The sequence below is a fragment of the Hymenobacter sp. genome (assembly GCF_035709525.1).
GTDB lineage: Bacteria > Bacteroidota > Bacteroidia > Cytophagales > Hymenobacteraceae > Hymenobacter.
In genome coordinates this window covers 1-24,175 of sequence record NZ_DASTEP010000193.1, presented here as the reverse complement: position 1 = coordinate 24,175, position 24,175 = coordinate 1, and the positions used below count along the sequence as shown (strand labels likewise).

20 protein-coding genes are annotated in these 24,175 nt (G+C 61.7%); 9 read left to right on the top strand and 11 right to left on the bottom strand.

Annotated features, from left to right (window positions below):
* Nucleotides 1-50: 50 nt before the first annotated feature.
* Complete coding sequence (locus VFO93_RS17225; protein WP_325135617.1) at nucleotides 51-1,124, bottom strand: NHL repeat-containing protein; 1,074 nt, start codon at nucleotides 1,122-1,124, stop codon at nucleotides 51-53.
* Between the two features lie 166 nt (nucleotides 1,125-1,290).
* Here VFO93_RS17225 and VFO93_RS17220 point away from each other — a divergent pair, with 166 nt between their 5' ends.
* Both VFO93_RS17220 and VFO93_RS17215 read left to right on the top strand, forming a co-directional pair.
* Nucleotides 1,291-3,495 (top strand): penicillin acylase family protein, encoded by a 2,205-nt coding sequence (locus VFO93_RS17220; RefSeq protein ID WP_325135616.1) that lies wholly within the window; start codon nucleotides 1,291-1,293, stop codon nucleotides 3,493-3,495.
* A 210-nt stretch (nucleotides 3,496-3,705) separates the two neighbouring features.
* Nucleotides 3,706-5,037: a glycoside hydrolase family 28 protein gene (locus tag VFO93_RS17215; protein WP_325135615.1), complete on the top strand. Its 1,332-nt coding sequence runs from the start codon at nucleotides 3,706-3,708 to the stop codon at nucleotides 5,035-5,037.
* Nucleotides 5,038-5,098: 61 nt separating this feature from the next.
* Here the strand turns inward: VFO93_RS17215 and VFO93_RS17210 are convergent, their stop codons facing one another.
* Nucleotides 5,099-7,909 (bottom strand): BamA/TamA family outer membrane protein, encoded by a 2,811-nt coding sequence (locus tag VFO93_RS17210; RefSeq protein WP_325135614.1) that lies wholly within the window; start codon nucleotides 7,907-7,909, stop codon nucleotides 5,099-5,101.
* Between VFO93_RS17210 and VFO93_RS17205 the strand changes: the two genes are divergently transcribed.
* The gene (locus VFO93_RS17205) at nucleotides 7,909-8,676 is read left to right on the top strand and encodes an RNA methyltransferase (RefSeq protein ID WP_325135613.1); all 768 of its coding nucleotides are present in this window, start codon (nucleotides 7,909-7,911) and stop codon (nucleotides 8,674-8,676) included. The two genes, VFO93_RS17210 and VFO93_RS17205, sit on opposite strands and share 1 nt — an antisense overlap.
* 111 nt (nucleotides 8,677-8,787) lie before the next feature.
* Here the strand turns inward: VFO93_RS17205 and VFO93_RS17200 are convergent, their stop codons facing one another.
* The 6 genes from VFO93_RS17200 to VFO93_RS17175 form a co-directional block, all read right to left on the bottom strand.
* Nucleotides 8,788-9,918 carry an outer membrane beta-barrel protein gene (locus tag VFO93_RS17200; RefSeq protein WP_325135612.1) on the bottom strand — a complete coding sequence of 377 codons (1,131 nt, stop codon included), beginning with the start codon at nucleotides 9,916-9,918 and terminating at the stop codon, nucleotides 8,788-8,790.
* Between the two features lie 112 nt (nucleotides 9,919-10,030).
* Entirely contained in the window at nucleotides 10,031-11,092 is a 1,062-nt protein-coding gene (locus VFO93_RS17195) for a hypothetical protein (RefSeq protein ID WP_325135611.1), read from the bottom strand.
* A gap of 13 nt (nucleotides 11,093-11,105) precedes the next feature.
* Nucleotides 11,106-11,678: a sigma-70 family RNA polymerase sigma factor gene (locus VFO93_RS17190; protein WP_325135610.1), complete on the bottom strand. Its 573-nt coding sequence runs from the start codon at nucleotides 11,676-11,678 to the stop codon at nucleotides 11,106-11,108.
* A 351-nt stretch (nucleotides 11,679-12,029) separates the two neighbouring features.
* Nucleotides 12,030-14,837, bottom strand: a complete 2,808-nt coding sequence (locus tag VFO93_RS17185) for a gliding motility-associated C-terminal domain-containing protein (protein WP_325135609.1) — start codon at nucleotides 14,835-14,837, stop codon at nucleotides 12,030-12,032.
* 264 nt (nucleotides 14,838-15,101) lie between these two features.
* On the bottom strand, nucleotides 15,102-15,464 hold the full coding sequence (locus VFO93_RS17180) for a CoA-binding protein (protein ID WP_325135608.1): 363 nt from the start codon (nucleotides 15,462-15,464) through the stop codon (nucleotides 15,102-15,104).
* A gap of 177 nt (nucleotides 15,465-15,641) precedes the next feature.
* A complete protein-coding gene (locus tag VFO93_RS17175; protein ID WP_325135607.1) occupies nucleotides 15,642-17,219 on the bottom strand; it encodes an NAD(P)/FAD-dependent oxidoreductase in 1,578 nt (525 codons plus the stop codon).
* A gap of 180 nt (nucleotides 17,220-17,399) precedes the next feature.
* Between VFO93_RS17175 and VFO93_RS17170 the strand changes: the two genes are divergently transcribed.
* Both VFO93_RS17170 and VFO93_RS17165 read left to right on the top strand, forming a co-directional pair.
* Nucleotides 17,400-17,978: a hypothetical protein gene (locus VFO93_RS17170; RefSeq protein ID WP_325135606.1), complete on the top strand. Its 579-nt coding sequence runs from the start codon at nucleotides 17,400-17,402 to the stop codon at nucleotides 17,976-17,978.
* A 188-nt stretch (nucleotides 17,979-18,166) separates the two neighbouring features.
* The gene (locus VFO93_RS17165; RefSeq protein ID WP_325135605.1) at nucleotides 18,167-18,874 is read left to right on the top strand and encodes a DUF6304 family protein; all 708 of its coding nucleotides are present in this window, start codon (nucleotides 18,167-18,169) and stop codon (nucleotides 18,872-18,874) included.
* A 135-nt stretch (nucleotides 18,875-19,009) separates the two neighbouring features.
* On the opposite strand, the gene VFO93_RS17160 is transcribed toward VFO93_RS17165, so the two are convergent.
* Nucleotides 19,010-19,243 (bottom strand): hypothetical protein, encoded by a 234-nt coding sequence (locus tag VFO93_RS17160; RefSeq protein ID WP_325135604.1) that lies wholly within the window; start codon nucleotides 19,241-19,243, stop codon nucleotides 19,010-19,012.
* Between the two features lie 256 nt (nucleotides 19,244-19,499).
* Between VFO93_RS17160 and VFO93_RS17155 the strand changes: the two genes are divergently transcribed.
* The 4 genes from VFO93_RS17155 (at nucleotide 19,500) to VFO93_RS17140 (ending at nucleotide 21,982) form a co-directional block, all read left to right on the top strand.
* Nucleotides 19,500-19,934, top strand: a complete 435-nt coding sequence (locus VFO93_RS17155; protein WP_325135603.1) for a hypothetical protein — start codon at nucleotides 19,500-19,502, stop codon at nucleotides 19,932-19,934.
* Between the two features lie 97 nt (nucleotides 19,935-20,031).
* Nucleotides 20,032-20,322, top strand: a complete 291-nt coding sequence (locus VFO93_RS17150) for a hypothetical protein (RefSeq protein WP_325135602.1) — start codon at nucleotides 20,032-20,034, stop codon at nucleotides 20,320-20,322.
* 193 nt (nucleotides 20,323-20,515) lie between these two features.
* Nucleotides 20,516-21,037, top strand: coding sequence for a GNAT family protein (locus VFO93_RS17145; protein WP_325135601.1), 522 nt, complete (start codon nucleotides 20,516-20,518; stop codon nucleotides 21,035-21,037).
* Nucleotides 21,038-21,397: 360 nt separating this feature from the next.
* A complete protein-coding gene (locus tag VFO93_RS17140; RefSeq protein ID WP_325135600.1) occupies nucleotides 21,398-21,982 on the top strand; it encodes a DUF2911 domain-containing protein in 585 nt (194 codons plus the stop codon).
* A gap of 284 nt (nucleotides 21,983-22,266) precedes the next feature.
* Here VFO93_RS17140 and VFO93_RS17135 read toward each other — a convergent pair whose 3' ends face one another.
* Together VFO93_RS17135 and VFO93_RS17130 are read right to left on the bottom strand one after the other, a co-directional pair.
* Nucleotides 22,267-23,076, bottom strand: coding sequence for a M23 family metallopeptidase (locus tag VFO93_RS17135; protein WP_325135599.1), 810 nt, complete (start codon nucleotides 23,074-23,076; stop codon nucleotides 22,267-22,269).
* 77 nt (nucleotides 23,077-23,153) lie between these two features.
* Nucleotides 23,154-24,068, bottom strand: coding sequence for a flavin reductase family protein (locus tag VFO93_RS17130; RefSeq protein ID WP_325135598.1), 915 nt, complete (start codon nucleotides 24,066-24,068; stop codon nucleotides 23,154-23,156).
* Nucleotides 24,069-24,175: the final 107 nt, after the last annotated feature.

The window sequence follows — 24,175 nt, the reverse complement described above, 5'->3', positions numbered from 1 at the left end:
CCCCGGCGACGGCCTGCTACTTACGCTTGGGTAGTATAAACTCGTCTTAGCTACTGAGTTGTGATTTTGCGGATGCGTTCGGAAAGCTCCGTAACGTAAAGCACGCCCTGGCTGCCAGCTGCGATGTCAGACGGTAGGTTGAACTGTGCGGTGGCCACTGGCCCATCTGCTCCGCCAGCTTTGGTTGTGCCGGCCAGCGTGCTCACTACGCCGCCCGGCGTGACTTTGCGAATACAGTTATTGCCCGTATCTGCCACGTAGAGGTTGCCTTGAGCATCTAGGGCTAAGCCACTAACCCCGGAAAACTGCGCACTGCTGCCGGGGCCGTCGGTGTAGCCGAACTTGCCGGTGCCGGCCAGCGTGCTTACGACGCCGGCCGGCGTGACTTTGCGAATGCGTTCGCCCGCAAAATCTGCCACGTAGAGGTTGCCCTGCGCATCAAGGGCCAGTGCTTTGGGCCCCACAAACTGGGCACTGCTGCCGGGGCCGTCGGCATAGCCCAGGGCCCCGGTGCCGGCCAGCGTGCTTACTACGCCGCTCGGGGTTATTTTGCGAATGCAGGCGTTGCCGTAGTCAGCCACGTATACGTTGCCCTGGGCGTCTACTGCCAAGCCATAAGGTCTATCGAAGCGGGCAGCAGTGGCCGAGCCATTAACGAAGCCCGCCGTGGCAGTGCCCGCCAGGGTGCTTACTACCCCGGCGGGGGTGATTTTGCGCACGCAGTTATTCTCAAAATCGGCTACGTAGATATTGTTCTGGTTGTCAAGAGCTACATCGGCCGGGCCCTTGAAGCTGGCGCTTGCTCCGGGCCCATCGGTCAGGCCGGCATTACCATTGCCAGCTAGCGTAGAAACTGTGCCGGCCGGGGTGATTTTGCGAATGCGCCCGTTGCCGTAGTCAGCCACATACACGTTGCCCTGTGCATCGGCGGCAAGACCTTCTGGGGCCGAAAACTGCGCCGTGCTGGCTGCCCCGTCGGTGTAGCCATTGGTGCCGGCGCCGGCCAGCGTACTCACGGTGGTGAAAACCAACGGCCGCTCGGTGGTGTCATCCTTCTTGCACGCTGCCAAGCCAAGCGAGAGCAGTGTGCCAAGGGCGAAAAGAGAAGTAGATAAGGAGCGCATAGTGAAGAGGAAAGGCGAAAAACCGCTGCAAGTAAGGCCCGCGCTGTGCCTATTAACAACTCGCTGAGTAAATGCTGCTGACCAAGTAGGTGTAAGTGAGCTATACCGCCTGCTAGGTCACTGCGAGCGGGAAGCGAGGGTGCTACGCTGCGTATTTTGCGTGCCTATGCGCGCTATCCTGTCTTCCGTTTTTCTGCTTGCGTCCGTTTCCGTTGCCCACGCCCAGGCGTTTACCCCCGCCGAAATCCTGCGCTGGAACCAGCAGGCTCAGCAAGTCCGCATCGTGCGCGATACCTGGGGCATCGCCCACGTGAGCGGTACCACCGATGCCGACGCCGTATTCGGCGCGCTCTACGCGCAGTGCGAAGACGATTTTGCGCGGGTCGAGGACAACTACATCGAGGTGTTGGGCCGCCGCTCCGAGGTCGAGGGCGAAACCGCGCTCTACGCCGATTTGCGCCAGCGGCTCTTCCTGGACAGCACCCGCGCCGTGGCCGCCTACCAGCAGTGTCCGCCCGCCATGAAGCAGCTGCTCGATGCCTTTGCGGCGGGCACCAATTACTACCTAGCCACCCACCCGGCGGTGCAGCCCAAGCTGCTGCGCCGGTTTCAGCCGTGGCTGCCGTTGCTGTTCAGCGAGGGCAGCATTGGGGGCAATGTCAGCGTGGTGCCGGTCGATAGAATCAAGGCATTTTATGGCCAGCAAAAATCGGGGGCCTGGCATCGGCCCAATTTTGAGCAAGCCGAGCGCGAGCCGGTGGGCTCCAATGGCTTCGCCATTGCGCCCGCCAAGAGCGCGAGCGGGCACGCGCTGCTGCTGATAAATCCGCACACCTCGTTCTACTTCCGCTCCGAAATGCAGCTGACCAGCCAGGCCGGGCTGAACGCCTACGGGGCCGTGACGTGGGGGCAGTTCTTTATCTATCAGGGCTTTAACGAGCACTGCGGCTGGATGCACACCAGCTCGTCGGCCGACTCGATGGACGAGTACCTCGAAACCATCACCAAGCAGCCCGACGGCAGCTATACTTACTTGTACAATGGCCTGCAAAAGCCAGTGCAGGCGGCCGACATCACTCTGGCCTACAAAAAGGATGGCCAGCTGCTGCGCCGCACCTTCGCTACCTACCGCACCGAGCACGGCCCGGTGGTGGGCGAGGTCAGCGGGCAGTGGCTGACGGTGAAGATGATGGACAACCCCGTGGCCGCCTTGCAGCAGTCGTATCAGCGCACCAAGGCCACCGATTACGCCAGCTTTCAGCAAACGCTGGAGCTGGAAGGCAACGCCTCCAACAACACCGTGTACGCCGACAAAGACGGCACCATCGCCTACTGGCACGGCAACTTTATGCCCCGCCGCCCGGCCGGCTACGACTGGAGCCGCCCCGTGCCCGGCCGCTCCGACAGCACCGCTTGGCTGGGTTTGCACCCCGTGAGCGAGCTGGTGCAGGTGAAAAACCCGGCCAGCGGCTTTATCCAGAATTGCAACTCCACGCCCTTCACCGTGGCCGGCGCGGCGGGTAGCCCGGATAAGGCGAAGTACCCCGCCTACATGGCTCCCGACGCCGAAAATTACCGGGGTATCAACGCGGTGCGGGTGCTGAGCCGCAAGAAGTCGTTTACCCTCGACACGCTCATCGCGGCGGCCAACGACTCGTACTTGGCCGGCTTCGAGAAGCTGCTGCCCGCCCTGCTCGACGACTACCAGCTGCTGGCCGACTCGCCCCGCGACCCCTTTTCGCAGGACATGCAGCAGGCCATCGAAACCCTGCGCGACTGGGACTTGCGCTACTCCCAGGCCTCGGTGGCCCAGACGCTGGCCATCTACTGGGGCGAACGCATCCTGCGGCTGGGGCGCGGCCGGGTGCCCGCCGGCCAGCCGCTCGACTACCTCAGCCTCACGGCCTACACCATTGCCCACACCACGCCCGAGGAGAAAGTAGCCGCCCTCACCGAAACCCTGGCCGAGCTCACCCGCGACTTTGGCAAGTGGCAAACGCCCTGGGGCGAGGTCAACCGCTACCAGCGCCTGACGGGCAGCATCCGCGAAACCTACGACGACAAGCAGCCCAGCCGGCCGGTGGCGTTCGCGTCGTCGGCGTGGGGCAGCCTGGCGGCCTTTGGGGCGCACAGCTACCCCGGCACCAAGCGCCGCTACGGCAACGTGGGCAACAGCTTCGTGGCCGTGGTCGAGTTTGGCCCCCGCGTGGTGGCGCGCTCGGTGGCCACGGGCGGCAGCGCCAGCCGCCCCGATTCGCCGCACTTCACCGACCAGGCCCCGCTCTACACGCAAGGGCAGTTTAAGGACGTCTGGTTTTACCCCGAGGACGTGGCCCGCCACGTGGAGCGGGCGTATCAGCCGGGCGAGTAGGGGCGGGCTGCCGGCTTTTCGCCGGCTGTTCGCTCGTCGTGAGGTAGGTAGCTCGTCATTATCAAACTCGCCGCCCGACGAGCGGACAGCCGACGAAAAGCCGGCAGCCCGCCCCTGGTGCTACTCGCTCGCCACAATGACAGGTAACTACAGTAGGGTTGGGCGCACGCGGAGCCGGTTCTTCGCACCGCTTACCTACGTTCCCCACCCATGAAAATTCTCGCCGCGCTACTCGCCACCGGGCTGGCCACCTTTTCGGTGGCCTTTCGCAGTGCCCCACCCGTCGCCCACGCCGCCCCGCCCAAAGAATACGTCATTACCAGCTACGGCGCTGGCACCGACAGCACTCGCCTCAGCACCAATGCCATTCAGCAGGCCATCGACAAGGCCAGCGCGGCCGGGGGCGGCACGGTGGTGGTGCCCAGGGGCGTGTTTCTGAGTGGGGCGCTGTTCTTTAAGCCCAAGACGCAGCTGCGGCTGCTGGCCGGGGCCCGGCTCAAGGGCTCCGACAATATTGCCGACTACCCGCTGATTCCGTCGCGGATGGAGGGGCAGAAGCTGGACTACTACGCCGCGCTCGTCAATGCCACCAAGGTCAATGGGTTCGCCATCAGCGGCCCCGGTATCATCGATGGCAACGGGCTGAAGTTTTGGAAAGGCTTCTGGGCGCACCGCGACTCAATGTCGAAAGCCGGCAAGTATGCCACCAACCTGGAGGTGCACCGGCCCCGCCTGCTCTTCATCTGGGGCTGCGACAACGTGACGATAAAGGACGTGAAAATGCGTAATGCCGGCTTCTGGACTACGCACCTTTACCAGTGCAACAACGTGCTTATCGAGGGTTGCGACATCCGCTCGCCCTTCCGGCCGGTGAAGGCCCCGAGCACCGACGGCGTGGACATCGACGTGTGCCGCAAGGTCACGATTCGCAACTGCTATATCTCGGTCAACGACGACGGTATTGCCATCAAAGGCGGCAAAGGCCCAACTGCCCAAAAGCTGCCCGAAAACGGCCCCATCGAAGACGTGCTCATCGAAAACTGCACCTTTGGTGAAGTGCACGCGGCCCTCACGTGCGGCAGCGAGTGCCTCCACGCCAACCGCATCGTTATGCGCAACTGCAAGATGGACAACGACCGGCCAGTACTACTCTTCAAGATGCGCCCCGACACGTACCAGGTCTACGAAAACATCACTATCGACGGCATCACCGGCAAGTGCGGCACGCTGGTCACGCTTTCGCCCTGGACGCAGTTTTTCAACATGGCCGGCAGCGCCGAAAAGCCCTTTGGCACCATCCGCAACATCCGCATTGCCAATGTGAACGTGCAGTGCCGCGAGCTGGCCATGCTGGCCGGCAACCCCACCGACAAGGTTTCCAACATCGTCTTCAAAAACGTGACGGCGACCTCAACCAAGCCCACGTTTACCAACAAATACCCCGCCGTCGTTTTCGACCGCGTGACGCTGAACGGCGCGCCCGTGCAGGCCACCAAAGCGGACGCCCCGGCCGGGCCCGCGCAGCCGCTGCAACCCGACTAGCCGCGCTGGTGGCGCTTCTAAAAAAGAAGCCCCGACCGCACGAGCGGTCGGGGCTTCTTTTTTAGAAGGGGTAGCCGATGCCCACGTTAAGCGCCGTTTGGTTGCGGGTGTGGCGCAGGGCGTTTTTCACGGTCCAGGGGTCGGGGTTGGTGGGGTCGTAGACCTTGGTGGCGATGTCGAAGCGCAGAATCAGGAACGTGAAATCGAACCGGATACCCAGGCCCGAGCCCACCGCAAACTGCCGGGCAAAGGTGTTGAACCGAAACTCGGCCCCCGGCCGCGCCGGGTCGGGCTGCAAAGTCCAGACGTTGCCAAAATCGGTAAACAGCGCGCCTTTGATAAAGGAATACACCGGGAAGCGATACTCTACCGAGCCCTCTAACAGCAGCTCGCCGGGCTGCTCCGTGATGTAGTCGCGCTGGCCGTTGGCAAACTGCGTAGCGTAGGAGCCGGTGCCCAGGCGGCGCGGCTGCCAGGCGCGCACGCTGTTGGAGCCCCCCACGAAAAAATACTTGTCGTAGGGAATAGTATAAGCGCTCACGCCGGGGTTGTCGATGGTAGGCGTGGGAGTGAGGGCGTGGGCCACGCCGCCGTTGAGGCGCCAGGCCAGGTAGGTTTGGGGCGAAAGGCGGTAGTAGCGCCGGTAGTCCACGGCCAGCTTGGCAAAGTCGTAGGTTTCGAGCTGGTTCTGGGGCTCGCGGTCGCCCCGGAACCAGGTTTTGGTGCGGTACAGGTTGCGGGTGAGGCCGCCTACTTCCACAAACAAGCGCAGGTAGCGGGCATTGCGCGTCTGGTTGAGGTCGTTGGAGTTATAAACCGACGTAAAGCTGAAACTAGGCTCGTAGATAGAGCGAAACGACTGGTAGAGCGGGCTTCCCCGGCGGCGGTAGGCCTGGAGGCTGTCGCGGTAATCCTGCCGGATAAACGGCGTTTTGACCAGCGCCGCGTCGATGGGCGTGAAAACGAACTGGTGGTAAGGCGACGTTTGCCACAGGTAGTCGAAGGTAAACTCCGCGTTGCTACGCGTATAAAACGGCGTGGAGGTATAGGTCTGCGACAGCGAGATGCGGGTGCGCGGCTGATAGCTGCGCAAAAAATTGCCCACCCCGAATGGCACCACGAACTTGGGAATCAGCAAAGCCGCCGTGAGGCCGTACTGCACCGTGTACACGCTGTTGAGCGTGCTATTACTGCTGCCATCAGCCGCGCCGAGGCGGTTGTACTGCCCCTCAAAGCCTACCCGGCCGCTGAGCTCCAGGATTTCGGCCCCGTGGAAGGGGTTGCGCCACTTCAGGCGCAGGTTGCCGAAGGGGCCAGCCTTTTCGGCCACGTAGGTGCCGCCGATTTCGGTAGTCTCACCGAAGCGCGGGCTAGGCGAGGCCGTGATGAGCGCATCGAGGTAGTAGTCGGCCAGCGGGGCCACCAGCGCCGAGTCGGGGCGCGGCGGGCGGGCGGGCTCCACCTTGCTAAAAGTCACGTTATTAAACCGAAACATATCGAGCGCGCCCAGCAGGCGGGTGGTGCGCTGGGTGCGCTCGAGGCCGTAGCGCTGGCCGGGGCGCAGGCTTATCTGGCGGGCCAGGATGCGGGCGTTGTAAGCCAGCGGCCCCCGGCTGGCAAAGGCCACCGAGTCGACGTACACGGTATCGCGCGGGGGCAGGCGCGGGCGGTTGCGGCGGCGGGCGGCCAGCGAGTCGGCCACGGCGGCGGGCGTCACGCCGGCCGGCATGTTGGCGGTGGAGATGCGGCTGCTGGTGCCTTCGGCATCGGCGGCCTCGGGGGCGCGGGCGGCCTGGCGCTCGGCCCGGCGCAGCTGCCGGGCGGTGCGGGCGGTGTCGCCCGAGAGGCTGCGCAGCACCTGGCCCTGGCCGGCATCGGCGAGCATGGTCACGCGGCGCAGGCGGTAGCGGCGGTGCGGTCCCTTTTCGGGGTTGGCAATGAGCAAGCCCAGCCGCACCTGCTTTTTCTCGAAGCTGGTATCGGCCTCGAAGGTGATGAACTGGGCCCGAAAGTCGTAGTAGCCTGCATTCTTGAGCAGCACCTCCAGTCGCTGCCGCTCCTGGCCGATGACGTCCTCATTGTAGGGCTCGCCCACGCGCAACAGGGTAGCGCCCTGGGCCTGCGCCACCACCCGCGCCACGGCCGAGTCGGCAATGCGGCGCGTGAGCTTGCTCAACGTAAAATCCGGCCCCTCCTGCACCAAGTACGTGACCGTGACGCGTCGGTGCAAACGCTGGCCGGCCGAGTCGCGCAGCGGCACGGCGTGCACGGGCTTGTTGCGCAGCTGCAAGGTGCGCAACACGCCATCGATGAGGCTGCGCTTCGAGCGGGCCGAGTCGGTGTAAGCCACCTGCGCCCGAAAAAAGCCCTGCGAGCGAAGGTAGGTCGTGAGCTGGTCGACGGTGCGCCGGCTCAAATCGGGGTCGTAGATGACGGGCGGCTCGCCGAGGCGCATGATGGCGTTCCCTTTTTCGAGGGCCGTAGCCTTGCGCGCCAGGCGGCGTTCGCGCTGGGCGGCGAGCTTGCCCAACTTGGCCGAGTCGCTGGGCGCGGTAGCCGCGATTTTGGCCGCGTACTTGGTTTGAATGCGCTCGATTTTGCGCCGGATGCGGGCCGAGTCGTAGAACGAGTGCCCGAACTGGTACACCGCTAGGCGCGGAATGGGTAGGTTGCGGTTGGGCTTTTGCTGCACCAGCGTCAGCATACGCTCTTGCTGGGCGGGGCTCAGGCCATCGCTTTCCACCTCTACCTTCGTGAGCAGGCGCTGCTCGGGCCGTAGCAGGCGCAGCGGCGAGCAGCCTACTGCCAGCCACAATAGCGCGGCCAGCAGGCTGAGGCCGGGGGCCAGCGTAAGTTTGCGTACTTTCTCCAATGGTATCAAAAGCCCTCGCCAAATACGTTCGGTCGCTGCATCAGCGCAAATATCGGCAACGCCACGCCGCCTTCCTGGTTGAAGGAGCCAAAAGCGTGCTAGAATTGCTGGCCTCGGGCCTCAGCATCGAGCACGTGGTAGCCACGCCCGCCTTTGCCGAGCAGCTGGCAGCCAGCCGCTTGCTGCCGGCGGCCGTGCCGCTCAGCTTAGCTTCGGAAGATGAGTTGACCCAGCTCGGCACCCTCCAGACCAACGCCGCCGCGCTGGCCGTAGTGGCCCAGCCGCCCGTGCCGCCGCTGCCGCCCGCGCTGCCCGCCACCCGCCTGCTGCTGGCCCTCGACAACGTGGCCGACCCCGGCAACCTCGGCACCCTCTGGCGGCTGGCCGACTGGTACGGCCTGCCCGGACTGGTTTTAAGTGCAAACTGCGCCGACCCCTTCAACCCCAAAGCCGTGGCCGCCAGCATGGGCGCCTTCGGCCGAGTGCCCGTGTGGGCCGGCCGCGACCTGGCCGCCTGGCTGGCCGAGCTGCCTGCGGAGGTAAATGTATTTGGCGCTGACCTGGAAGGCGACAACGTGCACAAGCTGCGCCTGCAGCCGGCCGGCGTGCTGGTGATGGGCAGCGAGTCGCACGGCCTCAGCCCCGACGTGGCGGCGCAGCTCACGCGGCGGCTGCACATTCCGCACGGGCCGGGCGGCCGGGCCGAAAGCCTGAACGTGGCCGTGTCGGCCGCGATTTTGCTCGATAATTTCTTTCGGGAAGTGTAACGCCAAGCTCCCGCTTGGCGAACGAGCGCAGCGAGTAACTACGCCAGCAAACGTCTGCTAACGTGGTAGCTCGCTACGCTCGCTCGCCAAGCGGGAGCTTGGCGTTACAGTCTACTTCAGCAGCCGTAGGCCGAAGCTCACCGTTTGGGCCTGCGGCCCCTGCCCCTCGCGGAACAGCTCGTTGAGGTTGTACTTGGCGAAGAACTGCAACGTGCGGTAGCCAATCACGCCTTGCAGGCCATACTGCCAGTCGGTGAGGTTGTACGGGCCGTAGTCTTTGTCTTTGTAGGTGTTGCCTTCTTCGTAGTACTTGAGTTTGGTCCAGCTGCCCAGGCGGTAGCCCACAAAGCCCCCGGCCCCGATGGTGAAGCCCCGCCGCGAGTGGCCGGTACTGGCGTCCTTCTCCCGAAACTTAAACTGCACCATCAGCGGCACGGTGAAGGTAGAGGTCGCCAACTTGGTTTTCTGATACTGGCGGCCGTTGGTTTCGGGCACCACGCTGGTTTGGCCGTTCAGGTTCACCCACTTGTTGTTGCCCTCCAGCATGTAGTTGTTGAAGGCAAACTCGGGCCCGAAGACGACGTAGGCCGGGCTCTTCTTGCCGCCCAGGCGCACAAACGTGTTCAGGCCGATATTGACGTAGCGCGAGCCCAGCGTGCGCAGCTCGGGTGCGCCGCTGCCCCGGTTGGCCAGCGCGTTCAGCCCCAGGTCGAGTATCAGGTCAGTGCGGGTTGATTGGCGTTCCCGGTTTGCTTCATTCAGCGAGTCGCGGCGGGCGCGGCGAGTTTCGTTGTTGCCCGTCGAGTACATTTTGGTGCCGTTTGCGTCTATTTTGGCCTGCAAGCCAAACACCTTGCTCAGCGCCACATCGACGCGGTTGGTGCGCTCGCCGCTGCTGCGGTTTTTGCGGGTCGTGATGCGCACTTCCTCGGGCAGGCCCTGGCCGGGCGCGTCCTGGTTAGGGAAAAATTCGAGGGTTACGCGGTCGGTTTTGGCGGTTTTAGCCGCCTCATCGGCCCGCTGAATGTAGGTGTCGAGCCGGGCCACCAGCGAGTCGAGGTGGTACTTGGGCAACTCGCGCAGCTGCTTGGCATCGCGCACCACCAGCGTCATAATGGCTTTATTGGGCAGGCGCACCACGATGGTGTCGGTGGGCGCGGCGGGGGCCAGCGTGCGGGCCTGGGCGGTGGTAGCGGCGGTGGCAAAGGCCAGCAGACCAGCGGCGAAAAGAACAGGTTTCATGAGTGAAAAAAAGGCAAAGAGGTGAGGAGCGGCGCGAAAAAAGCTTCCGCGCCGGGGCAGGAAAATCAGGAAAGAGCTTGAGGTTATCGGGGCTGGCAAGCAGAAGCTTACCCTACAGCTGAATGGTTTTCGACACTACCCGGCCGCCGAGGCGGGCTTGCAGGGTCACGCTTTCGGGCAGGCTGGTGGCTTCGGCCAGGTTCACCGACTCGCCGTGCACCAGGCGGTCGGCCTGGCGCAGCAGCCCGCCGAGGCGCAGGCCGCGCCGCCGGGTGGGGGCCATGGGGGCGGCCTCTACGGCGGCTACCGCTACCACTGCGGGGGCGGGGTGGCCGCCGCCGCGCCGCACTTCTACTTCGATAACCTCGGGCGCGGCGGCCGGGGGCGTTGCCACGGCCAGGGCCGGCGCGTTGTTATCAGAGATGGTGGGCACGGGGCTGGTGGGTTGAGGAGTGGTAGGCGACTGGCCGGCCGGGGTTTTCCGCCCCCCGGGCCGGGCCAGGTTGCCCGTAGCCACGTCTGGCTGCGAGCGTTGGGGTTGAAGGCTGGTACTAGCGCGGGGCGCGGTGGCGGGGCGGCGCGGCCGGGTAGTGCTGGCTATCGGGGTGCTAGATGGTGAAGGGCGGGGAGCGGTTGCCTGGGGCGCGAAAATTTCTTTATTTTTTTCGGCAGCAGTCAAAGCGGGCTGGTTGGTGGCCAGGTTTTGGGCTTGGCTACCAGCAGACTCCGGCATCGGAGCGGTACCAGTAACAGCCTCCGTAGCCGAGGTGCCAGCGGTTGCGTGCCCGGCGCTTGTGGTACCAGCGGCTGGGTTATTGCCACCGTGGTGGCTGGCTACCGGGCCGCTAGCCGGCCCCCGCCAGAGGCCGCCCCACAGCGCGCCGCCCACCAGCACAAACAGCAAAACGGCGGCAGCGGAAAGCTGCCACCAGGCCACCACCGGCCGCCGCCGACGCGGCTGCGGGCGCAGGTGCTCGTCTTCGAGGCGCTCCCACAGCTCGCGCCGGGGCGGCGTGGCGTGGCCGCGCAGCCCGTCCTGGAAGGCCGCGTCTACCGGGTCGGCATCGGCGGCCGGGGGCAGCGCGAGGCGCGCCCACAGGTCGGGGGCGGGCGGCGTGGCGTGGCCGTCGAGCTTCTGGCGAAAGAGGTCGTCGATATTATCGGAAGGAAGCATAAGTAGGATACGTCTAAAAGTTATACATCGGCACGGCCGCCCGCTCGGCCGCCCGGCCGCCGCCATTGAGCCGCCGTTGCAGCATGGCCCGCGCCTTGCTGAGCTGCGACTTGCTCGTACCCTCCGAAATGCCGAGCGCCTCCGCGATTTCGGGGTGCGAATAGCCTTCCAACGCATACAGATTGAAGACCGTGCGGTAGCCGGTGGGCAGCTCTTGCAGCAGGGCCATGAGCTCCTCGGCTTGCAGCTGGGTATCGGCGGTGGCGGGGGTGCTGGCCAGGTTTTCGGGCTGCGCAAACTCCTCAAACGACAAGTGCAGCGGCTCGCGGCGGCGCAGCTCCATCAGGGCCTCGTTCACCATAATGCGCCGCACCCAGCCCTCGAAGCTGCCCTCCAGCCGAAATGTGGGCAGCGCCCGAAATACCTTGGCAAAGCCCAGCAGCAGGGCCTCTTCGGCATCTTCCTGGCGCTTAAGGTAGCGGCGGCACACGGTCAGCATCAGGCCCGCAAACTGGTTGTAGAGCTGGCGCTGGGCGCGCGGGTCGCCCCGCAGGCAGGCAGCGATAAGGTCGGCGTCGGAGGTCACGGCAGGAAAGGTAGTAGTAGGGCAGATTGGGCGTTGTTTGGGGCGCTAGATGCGGGCGGTGGGGGAGGGGTTGCCTGGGGCGGGCGAAAATTCAGCAAAAAAGCCCCGGCGGGCCGAGGCTTTATTCTAATTGCTGACCTTGGCTGTAATACAGCCCCAGCGGGGCGGCCCGTCGGTAGAAAATAACTTGGTATTGGCGCACCAAAGCCCCGTAGGGGCGACCCTTCCGACTGATTGGGTCGCCCCTACGGGGCTTTGATTTCTAGCATACTACCCAATTACTACCGACGTATCGCCCCGCTGGGGCTAGCCTAGGTCGCAGCGTAGCTGAAGGGCTGGATGTAACCCGCTTTAATACAGAATAGTCAGCGGCCCGGTATACGACTTGCCGTTGCCCAGCGTGATGACGTAGTAGTAAGTGCCGAAGGGCGCGGGCGAGCCCTTGATGGTGCCGTCCCACTCGTTGCCGCGTTGGTAGTGGTTGGTTTCAAAAATCTTGCTACCCCAGCGGTTGAAGACGATAACCTTGTTGTCGCTGAAATTGCCGATGCGGTCGATGCGCCAGGTGTCGTCGTTGCCATCGCCGTTGGGCGTGAAGGCGTTGGGGATGCGCAGCGCGTCGAGCACCGTCACCGTCACCTGGCTGGTGCTGGCGCAGCCGCCCGTGCCGGCCGACAGCGTGTAGGTAGTCGTAACCGTGGGCGCTGCCGTGGGCCGCAGCGGGTCGCTGCCAAAGGTGAGGCTGGTGCTGGGCGACCACGCCACGGGGCCGCCGCTGGCGCTGCCTTGCAGCACCACCTGCCCGCCCTCGAAGATGGTCACGTTTGGCCCGGCGCTCACCGTCACCACCGGGCTGATGGCGGCGGCTACGGCGTTAGAAGTAGCCGTGGCGGCCTGGCCGCAGGCGGTAGTGGTTTTCAAGGCCAGGCTCACTACCTGGCCGTTGCGCAGCGTGCTGCTGGTGAAGGTAGTGCCGGTGGCCGAGGCCACGGCCGTGCCATCGACCAGCCACTGGTACTGCGCGCCCGTGCCCGTATTGGCCGACTGGCTGATGCTGTACACCACCGCCGTGCCCGCGCATACCGGCCCGGCCGGCAGCGCCGCGATGCTGAGCGTAGGCGCGGGCGAGGTCGTGAGCACTACCGTCACGGTGGCCGTGGCCACGCCGCTGCTGCACAGCCCGGTGGTGGGCGTGACCTCTACCTGCACCTGGTCGCCATTGGCCAGGGTGCTGCTGGTGAAGGTGGGGCCGGTGGCCCCGGCCACGGCTACGCCATTGACGAGCCAGCGGTAGGTGGGCGCGGTGCCTACATTCACGGGCACGGGCGTGAAGGTGAGGCTGGAGCCCAGGCACTGCGCGGCCGGCGTAGCCAGCGTGACGCTGCTGGCCAGTACCGGCTGCATCGTGATGGTGACGACATTAGAATAAACCGCCGGACAGGTGCCCGACTGCACCTTGCGCCGGAAGTAGGTAGTGGCCGTGAGCGCGCCCGGCGCGTAGGTGGCCGCCGTGGCCCCGGCCACGGCCGTCCAGGTCGAATTGTTGGTTGAGCTTTCCCACTGGTAGTCGTAGGTGCCCGTGCCGCCGCCCGCGCCGGTGGGGCTGGTAAGCGGGGCGGGCGTGGTGCCCGCGCAAATGGTTTGGTCGGCCCCAATGGTGCCGGCCGTTACCAGCGGCTGGATAGTGAGCGTGAATGCCTGCGAGGTAGCCGCGCAGCCCGCCGCCTGCGCGCCCGTGCTGGCCACCTGCACCGTGTAAGTGCCCGAGGCCGTGGCTACGTAAATGCTGTCGTTGAGTACGTTGCCCGCGCCGTTCACTATCGTGGTGCCATTGTACCAGGTGTAGGAGTAGCCCAGCTGCGGCCCGGCCGTGAGCTGCACCTGCGCGCCCGCGCAAAACGGCCCCGCCTGCCCGCGAATAACGGCCACCTTCGGCCCCGTAACGGGGATGGTGTAGGTGGCGGTATTGGTCGAAACCTGCCCCGTATTATCCGTGGCCGTGTAGGTAAACGTGGCCGTGGCGCAGCTACCCAACGGGCTGTAGGTGAGCGAGCCGCCGCTATTCAGGCTACCCGCCGCCGACACCGGAATGGACTGGCCCACCGTCACGGGCACGCCATTATAGATGAGCACGCCGGTAGCCGGCAGGCTCGTGATGGTAAACGATGCCGCCTGCACGCCCGAGTTGGCCCCCACGCTCAGGGTAGCGCTCAGGGGCAAAATGGCCGTGGGACCGGCCACGCTGGGCAGCGCCGGGTTGGCTTTGGTATCGGCCAAGAGGTCGGTGCTGCACGAGCCAAAGTACACGTCGTCAATGCCGAAGTCGTTGCCCGAGGGCTCCTTATTGATATTGCGAATCTCAATCGTAACCGGCCACCCGGCGGCCGGCCCGGCCCCCGAGAAATACAGGTCTTCGAGCTTCACGTATTGGTTTACCGTGGAGGGTAGCGTCGTGACCACCGAAGTCGACTTGCCATCCACCACCAGCCCGAGCTGCGCCGGGCTGTCGGGGTGCAGGCTCACGCCGTACACCGAAATGGTGTAGAAGCGGTTCGGAAAAACGGTAACGGTCTGGGCATACACGGCTTGCAGCGCGGCGGCCCCGTTTATCATCATAAAATTGTCGCCCGGCCCGGTGCGCCCGTTGCCCGCGAAGTTGGGATGGTAGGTGAGGGCGTTGTTGCCGATGGCGTAGGTGCCCTCGGCGTACAGGCTGGGGTTGGAGGTCGGCGTGGGTACGTAGGTGTAGCCCGACGTAAAGCCCATATTGCCAGCCGTGAAGCTGGGGTTTTGCAGCAAATTGGGGCCGGTGCCCTGGGTGCAGGCCTGGTTGGGGTCGTAGACGTTGAGCGCCACCGTCGACACGTTGGAGCAATTGCCGGAGCTCTGCGGCTGGCAAACCCGGTACGTGAAGCTGTCGGGGCCGGTGTAGCCCGCGCTGGGGCTGTAGGTGTAGCTGCCGTCGGGGTTGAAAAGCAGCAGCGTGCCGTGTATGGGCGGCGTCACCAGCACCACGCCAAAGGCGCTATTGGCCAGGTTGGCAGGGTTGTCGTCGTTCACCAGCACGTTGCCCGACTTGCTGCGGCCGCGCGGCACCTGGTTGCTGTCGTCGTGCGTCACAAACCGGGTTTGCGCCTGCGCTGGGCGGGCAAGGCTCATCAACAGCAGCACGGCTAAAGCCAAACGGTGAATACTATTTTTATGCTTGATTAGTAAAGTATTATTCATACGCGAAGCAAAAAATGAGGCAGTATCAGCCCCGCCAAAGCTACACGTTTTCCTGGCAGACTGCTATATCAAGCCAGGGATATTTTTTGATTAAGCAATTAAGCGTCGTGCTTAATTTGACGCAGTAGTAAACGCAAAAACGCCACCCGACCAGGTTGGCAGGTGGCGTTTTACGCTTAATAAACAAGCGAAAAACTACTTATCGTACTGGCCCACGCTCAACATCACCAGCGTGCAGGCCTCTTCGGTCTGAATACCAGCCGCCTGGGCTTTTTGCTCCAACTCGGGGTTTTCGGTGCCGGGGTTGAAGATGATGCGCCGCGGCTTGAGGCTCAGAATGTAGTCGTACCAGCCGGGCTGGTTTTGCGGACCCACGTACAGCGTCACGGTGTCGATGCCGGCTTCCTGCGGGCGGTCGAGGCGGATGTCGAGGCCAGCCACCTGGCCCCGGCGGATGCCCACGGGCACTACTTCGTGGCCGTGGTTCTTGAGCGAATGCACGGCGCGGTAGGCGTAGCGGCTGGGGTTGTCGGTGGCCCCTAATACTAAAGTTTTCATTTCATTAAAGCTAAAAATCGTTTGTCATGCTGACGAAGGAAGCATCTTGTCAGATTGGAACGGCTAGTCAATAAGCTTGACACTCGTTTTTGCGTTTTGCTTCATTCAGAAACAAGGCTTCCCAACCTGACAAGATGCTTCCTTCGTCAGCATGACAGCCGGAATGGTAAACGCGTTCTAGTGTCCTACGGATACAGCCAGCGCCTCCGCTACCCTCTCACCATCCATCGCCGCGCTCACGATGCCGCCCGCGTAGCCCGCACCTTCGCCGCAGGGGAAGAGGCCGGCCACTACTGGGTGGCGCAGGGTGTCGTTGTCGCGCGGGATGCGGACGGGCGACGAGGTGCGGCTCTCGACGCCCACAATCTGGGCGGCGTTGGTGGCAAAGTCGGGGATTTTGCGGCCGAAGGCGCGGAAGCCCTGCCGCAGCCGCTCGCTGAGGGCGGGGCCGAGCACGGCGTCCATTTCCACGCTCACCAGGCCGGGCTGGTAGCTGGTTTCGAGGAGGCTGGGGGAGAGCTTCTTTTGCAGGAAGTCGCCCAGGCGCTGGGCGGGGGCCAGCTGGGTGTTGCCGGCCAGGCGGCAGGCGCGCTGCTCTATTTCCTGCTGCAAGCGCAAGCCGGCCAGCACGCCGTGGCGGGCCACGTCCATGTCGGCCAGCTCCACGGCCGCCACGATGCCCGAGTTGGCAAAGCGCGAGTCGCGGCGGCTGGGGCTCATGCCGTTCACCACCACCTCGCCGGGCGCGGTGGCCGCCGGCACGATGAAGCCGCCCGGGCACATGCAAAACGAAAACACCCCGCGCTGGGCGTCGCGCACCTTGGTTTGCTCGACCAGCGCGTAGCTGGCGGCCGGCAGCAGGCCGCGCTCGGGCCGCCCGTACTGCGCCCGGTCGATGAGCGCCTGCGGGTGCTCAACGCGCACGCCCAGCGCAAACGGCTTGGCCTCGATGGCCACCCCGCGCCGGTGCAGCAACTCGTAGATGTCGCGGGCCGAGTGACCGGTGGCCAGCACGGTGGCCTCGGCCTCCAGGGCCTCGCCGGTGTGCGTGACCACGCCGCGCAAGTGGTTGTTTTCTAAGATTAAATCCTCGACCCGCGTCTCAAACCGCACCTCGCCGCCGGCTTCGATGATGGCGTCGCGCAGGCTCTGCACCACGGCGGGCAGCTTGTTGGTGCCGATGTGGGGGTGGGCATCGACCAGGATATCGGGGGTGGCGCCGTGCTGCACCAGCCGCCGCAAGATGCGGCCCACGTCGCCGCGCTTGGTGGCGCGGGTGTAGAGCTTGCCATCGGAGTAGGTGCCCGCGCCGCCCTCGCCAAAGCAGTAGTTGGAGTCGGGGTGCACGAGGTGCTCCTTGTTGAGGGCGGCCAGGTCGCGGCGGCGGGTGCGCACGTCCTTGCCGCGCTCCAGCACGATGGGCCGGATGCCCAACTCGATGCAGCGCAGCGCTGCAAACAGCCCCGCCGGCCCGGCCCCCACGATGAGCACCCGCCGCCGGGCCTGCCGCACGTCGGGGTACTCAAACCACGGCCCCAGCAGCTCGCGGGCGGGGGCGGGCGTGGCCCGGTCGTACACGTCGGCCCGCAGGCGGATGAGCGGCCGGCGGCCCCGCGCATCGAGCGAGCGCTTGCGGATGTGCACAAAGTCGGCTTCGCCGGGGCGCAGGCCGGCGGCGGCCAGAATGGCCTCGTAGCGGGCCAGCTCGTCGTAGGCTACCTCGGGGGCGAGGGCCAGGTCTAGTTCTTGTTTCATACAGCAGGCGAACGGGAGTTAGCCGTTAAGCAAGCGCAAATTTACGATGGGGGGCGGGATGGGTGGGGGTTGGGTGTCAGGCTATAGCGTATAACTTGCGAGCGTTATGCCAGAGGTGGTATAATACCCAATATCGCTAGGGTAATAAGTAGCGGTAACGCAACTTTTGAGCATTCTATAATGATGAGAAATACCCTGATTGTCTTTTTAGTAGCATTGTTCTTAGGTTTTAGAGACAAGAGCCTAGCTCAAACAAATCCTAATATCGGTGTTAAATCTGTGCCTCATATCGCAGATAAGAAATTGATGCAAAGAGATAGTTTAGCTATTCTTTTACAAAAAATGAATACTACTTCGCTGGATTGTAAGGCTGAAGCTTATTGGAAAATAATAAAGCGAGGAAAGTCTGCGATTCCGTCGCTAATAAACAATCTAACTGATACAACCCCAACAAACGTATATGACAGTTGCAAGAAAGGTAAACTTAACGTAGGGGAAGTATGTTATTTTGCATTGGAAGAAATAGCTGAGTTTCCAGCCTTTACTGTTACGCATATTCAGTTTGACGTAATAAAAGAAAATGGTTGCTGGAGTTTTTTTGATTACCTATTTGATAACAAAAATAAAAAAGAGTATCAGAGAATGGTACGTGAATTTTATGCAAAAAATAAATTTGTTTATACTAAGTTTGATAAAAAGAATTTGAATACTTGTCGTGCGCAGTACGGAATTTATGGGGCATACAGAATGAAGATGTAAGGTAATTGACGAAAAGAGTAAAAATTCACTATAACTTGACTACTTCTCCGCCACGCGCCCGCCTGCCCCGTTTCCTCCGCCACCTGGCGGCCCTAGCCGCTACGGGCAGCCTAGGGTTGCTGGCGGGCGGCGGGCTAGCGTTAGCCAAAATAATGAGGTAGAGTTAATTGCTCTAATAATGATTTGCTATGGAACATTCCGTAAGTTATGTTGGGACATACAAAGACGCTTTTGGGGTTGTCGATATTATTATTCATAATACTTTTGAAAAATTATCGACAAAGATTGGAGCGGTAGAGTTTGAAGGTTCGGAATTTGATGCATTAGCAATTATTGATAAGCAGTTGCATTCTGTTCAGCAACTTGAAAGATTTACACTGTCTCAGACAGAAATATTAGGCACGGATAATTTTGTTGAAGAAATTTGCAATTGCACATTCAATGTTATTATCCCGCAATTTATAATTAATTCGGTAATCCAAGAAGAGATTGTTGTGAATATGAATATTGAGTACGTGCTTGGTGATAAAAGGCCAATTCATCTTGGTGGTGGACTAGAATTTGAAAAAATATATTTATCATTTCAAATTTTTGACGAATCATTCAAAAGTGAAGGTGGTTATTTTGAATCCATTTTTGAGGATATTCAGAGTCAATTCAATGGAAGGTATGCCTTGAAAAATTGTTTCGGGTGCTTGTATTCAGATTATAGTATTTATGGACAAGGTGCATTAGGCTCGATGCTATGCTTTGTGAGACAAAAAGAGGCCTATCTTAAGGTGAAAGATAAATCTGAATACATGGAAAAGTTGACGGATGATTATGATATTGTACAAGAAATATTTCTTTGCAATAAATTTCAAGCTAGACGAAAAGGCACAGGTTATAGAGGTTAGCATGTCAGCCTGATTCGCTGCGCTACCTTCGGCCCCATGCCCACCTCCCCGCCACGCGCCCGCCTTCCCCGCTTCCTGCGCCACTTGGCGGCCCTAGCCGCTACGGGCAGCCTGGGGTTGCTGGCGGGCGGCGGGCTAGCGGCCGGGGCCAGCCCGGTGCCCGTCCACCCGGCGCGGGTCCGGCCGGCCCGCGCCCCGTTCGATGCCCCGGCGGCCTGGGCGGAGTTTACCGAGCTGCTGCGCCTGCACTACGCCTACCTCACGCGGCCCGGCATCGACGGCGAGGCCATTCTGGCGTATTTCGAGCCGCAGGCCAAGGCGGCGGCGAGCAAGGAAGTTTTCCGCGAGGTGCTGCAACTGGTGGCGCACAATTTTGCCGACCCGCACTTCCTCGTGGGCCCGCTCGATGCCCAGGACTACAACATAGTGCCCACCAGCGCCGACCTGTGCGCCCGCTACCGCGCCCCGACGTGGCGCCTCACCCCCCGGCCCCCTCTCCGAAAAGGAGAGGGGGAGCCGACTGTATGCGGACGTTTGCAATCGTTAGGAAGTCGTCAGGCTCCCCCTCTCCTTTTCGGAGAGGGGGCCGGGGGGGGAGGCGCTACGCCTGCGCGGCAACACCACCGTGGCGCGGGGCATCATGGGGCACTTTGTGCGGCGCGAGCAGCCCTACCAGGTGCACGTGGTGCCCAGCGAGGAGCGCCAATACGGCGTGCCCCGCAAGTTTGTGGAGTACGTGCTGCCCCTGGCGCCGTACTACCCCGGCCGGGTGGTGGTGCTCGGCGGCCACTGGACCGGCAGCATGGGCGAGGGCCTGCTGGTGGGCTTCCACGCGCTGGGCTTTCGCACCGCCGGCTCGGGCCTGGCCGACCTGCTGGGTGGCCTATTCAACGAGCGCCTGGCCCTCAGCAACGCCAAAATCGACTTGGGTGAAGAGCAGCTTCTGCAAGTAAACGGCCAGCCCCGCGAAGACTTCGTGCCCGACCTCTTCCGCGAAGCCTGCGAAGGCCGCCCCGGCGACGACCCGCTGCTGGAGCAGGCCATCCGGGCGGCGCGGTGAGTAGGGTGAGTTTATACTAACTGGTACCGTACCAATGATAGTCTGACCGCTGAAACTTGCAGCACTGTATGTTACTTCGTAAAAAAAACAGCTGTAAATGAAAAATTTCAATGTGAAGTTATTCTTACTCTTAACAGCGGTAATCGGAGTGCTGCTTGTTGTTTCTTTTGTTGTAGCGTTGGCAGAAGACGAAGGTATTCCTGAAAGTAATATCCTTATTGATGTACTTTCAAAAATATTTTATATTCTTCGCTTTCCTACGCACACCTTATTTTTGAAGTTTTTTTCCTCTAGTGAGAAAACGTTTTTTACTGGTCTTGCGCTAAATGGTCTGTTTTTCGCCTTGGTAATAGAAAGGGTGATTTATCTATTCAAACGGCCTGGCTAGGTGCGGCGGCTACCATTTTGCTTAGCCTCACGCTGGAGCGGCGGTAGCTATCGTACATATAAAAGATTTGGCGGCTACTATTATTGTGGGTGGTATCGTGCTAAAATTCTCAAAGCTACTGAGATTGTTTAGCTGCCGCTTTGCTACCAAGCTGCTTCGCTGATACCTTTCATACTCCGATTTATATGCCAGTATGAAAAAAGAATTCAAGCTCCGGCCCTGGGCCATTACCGACCTGGCTAACCTGGTCAAGCACGCCAACAACTGGAACGTGGCGAAGAATATGACGGACAAGTTTCCGTTTCCCTATTCCGAGGCGGCCGGCCGGGGCTTTATCGCCTTTGCCACGCAGGGCGACCCCGTGCACATCTTCGCCATCGAGGTGGGCGGGCAGGCCGTGGGCGGCATCGGCATTCACCCGCAAGACGACATTCACCGGCGCAACGCGGAGCTGGGCTACTGGCTGGCCGAGCCCTTCTGGGGGCAGGGCATCATCAGCGCCGCCATTGGGCAGGCCGTGGCGTTTGCGTTTCAGACCTACGACATCGACCGCGTGTTTGCCCGTCCCTTCGGCACCAACCTAGGGTCGCAGCGCGTGCTCGAAAAGAACGGCTTCGTGCTGGAAGGCCGCTTTGAAAAGGTGCTGGTGAAGGACGGGGAATTGATTGATGAGTTGGTGTACGCCATCCGGCGCGACGCGCACAAGCCGCAGTAAGCCCGGCTCGTAACGCGGCTGGTTGGGGCATGGCTGCGCTACCGTTCCCAAGCCTCGTGCCAACGTTCCAGAGCCCTGCATCAAGGCTCCCAACTCTTGTGCAGCGTCCCAGGCCTCGCGTCAGCGTTCCCAAGTCCCGCGTCAAGGCTCCCAAGTCCTGTGCAGCGTTCCCAAGTCCTGCGTCAGCGTTCCAAACCCTCGTGTCAGCCCTCCCAATTCCTGTGTCAGCGTTCCCAACCCTTGTGTCAGCGGCTCCAACACTTGTGCGGAAACTGCTGGGCCCTGTGCGGCACTAGGCCCGCCGCCAAACTAATTGCCGGGCTTTTAGCTTTGCTGCCTACACCTCACTTCTTTTCAGAAATGCGTTTTTTCTCATCCTCCCTCCTCGTAGCCGCCGTAGCCGGCACCGCCCTGGCGTTCAGCGCCCACACTGCCCAGGCGCAGGCCCAAACCACGATGGCGGAACCCGCCCAGGTTAAAAAACCCGAAGACAAATCCAAGCGCCCGAGCCCGCCGGCCGTGGTGAAAACCACCGTGCGCGGCACCGACGTTACCATCGACTACAGCCGCCCCTCGCTGAAAGGCCGCGCCGTGTACGGCGAAAAGTCGCCGCTCGCGCCCGTGGGCGAGGTGTGGCGCACGGGGGCCAATGAGGCCACCACCTTCACGGTGAGCAAGGACGTGAAAATTGAGGGCCAAACGCTGCCCGCCGGCACCTACGGCCTCTTCACCATCCCCGGCGCCACCGAGTGGACCATCATCTTCAACAAAACCGCCAAGCAGTGGGGCTCCTACGAGTATAAAGCAGCCGACGACGTGCTGCGCGTAAAAGTGAAGCCTAAAACCGTGGCCACGCCCGTTGAGCAGTTCACCATCACGGCCGATAAGAGCGGCAAGGTGGCGCTGCTGTGGGGCAAGACGGAAGTAGCCTTTATGGTGAAGTAAATAGACTTGTTCCTGAATTAGAAAAAACGAAAAACGGGTCATGCTGAACGCAGTGAAGCATCTCTAACGCTTCATTGAACGGTGCGGAGGAAGCGGTAGAGATGCTTCCCCGCGTTCAGCATGACAAACGCTTACAAGGCTTTTAATCCAGGAACAAGTCTAATAAATAATGCGTAACCCAACCAAAGGCCTCCCGGCTGAGCCTGCTACTGCAAGCTTAGCCGGGAGGCCTTTGGTTGAGCAAATCAAGTTACGTCTACTCCATAATACATTCATGAGAATACTTACCGAATTGTGCGGCTGGATATTGTCCCTATTTGAGGGCGAATAATTTGTTTGCCGATTTGAAATTTAGCCGGAACGGTCATTGTAAGTGAATCGCCGGGATAAAACACTCCGAACCAGAAAACAGGATTTTGTTTATTTCCTCCAAAATAGCCAATAGTGTCCCCCGGCGCTACTTGCCGGCCGACCTGCCCAACGACACTGTTTTTGCTTATGTTTTCGTAAGAGAAATAGCTGCCATCGTCATGCTGCACGAATATTAGATTGCCATTTGTAATTCTAAAATTCTTTTCCTGCTGCTTTATAGCTACTATAGTGCCAGCTCTGGCAGCACAGATAGGGGTTTTATCCGGCAGCTTTAACGCGTATAAAAAATAATTCGCCTCATTCGCCATGCTGACTCTGGTTGGTGCAGGCGTAGGAGCAGGCAGGCGATAGGGTAGTTGGTAAACATAGCTGGTATCAGGTAGATGCCCTGTGTAAATACCGTCTAGCAAGCGGGAGGTATAGTGCCACGTCGGAGTGCCCGTGCCGGTAGGCTTAAAGGTGGCGAGCACAAATGTCTTCTCACCAGGGAGTACTGTCAGTCGCACTGGCAGGGCGACGTTGCTGCTCATATTGGTCAGCTTGGCTTTGATAGTTGCGGTGAAAGGCATGGAACCATGATTTTCAGCCACGATGTAGACTGTGCCGTCAGGCTTTTCCAGCGAGTAGATTTTACGAAAAGGATGCTGACTTTGGCCTTTAGCAAAGCCCGCGCACAAAAGGAGGAAAAGCGGCAGAGGTAACTGGCGAATGCATAGTAGCATAAACGTAATTAGTTGAACGAGCCATAAGTGTAAAGATATATTTTCGCTGGCTGCAAGCAACGTTGGTGGATACTAACTCATACCCCCACCAGCAATACGCGCCACGCCTCGGCCACGCGGTTTTCATCGAGCCACTGCCGGGCCAGCAGCGTCAGCTGCCGCGCCTGCTCGGTGGCATCGGCGCGGTGCTTGTTGAGGAGGTACGCCACCATCGGCTCGGCTTTGATTTCTTCGATTTGGGCGGGCGTGGGCAGGGCGGCGCGCTCCACGTTGGCGAGCTTGGCGAGGTGGTTGCCGGTGAGCACGTCGCTGTGCCGGATGTGCGCCGGCAGCTCGTCGAAGCCGATGCCCAATCGCTGGTTGGGGCGGCCTACTTTGAAGAGGTTTTCGGGGGTGAGGCGGCTGTACCAGTCGCCGCCCAGCCGCGACACGGCCTCGAACTTGAGCGGGTCGATGCCGGGGCGGCCGTCCAGCAAAATATCCTCGCGCACGTGCGCTTGCACCACGCGGCACACTATCAGGTTGCCGTGGCCAGGCGCGTCGCCGAGGGCGATTATCTGCTCGACCACGCACTCGAAGGCCACTGGGCACTCGGCCACGCGAGGCGGGCGCACCTGGGTAGCGGCGGCTTCGGTGAGGCCGGCTTTGGCAAACTCATTCACGCCCGTGGGGTACTCGGCACTGGCCAGCGAAAGCTGCTCTACCAGAGCGTAGTCGCATATGTTGATAACTACCTCGGGCACCTCGCGCACGTTGAGCAGCGTGTCTTTTTCGGAGTTGTCGCGCCCCCGGCTGGTAGCCGAAAACACCAGGATGGGCGGGTTCATGCTCATCACGTTGAAGAAGCTGTACGGGCTCAGATTCACCTTGCCCTCGGCCGAAACCGTGCTGGCAAACGCGATGGGCCGCGGCGCGATGGCCCCAATCATATACTGGTAAAAATCGGGCGGCGACAAGTCGGCCGGGGCAATGGGGCGGTGGGCGGTGGGCATGGAAAGTGGCTGTATGAGGCGGCAAAGGTCGGCAGGCGAGGGCTTCGTGGAGCGCAATGATAAGCTCGCCTCCCGTGGAACCTCACCCCCCGGCCCCCTCTCCAAAA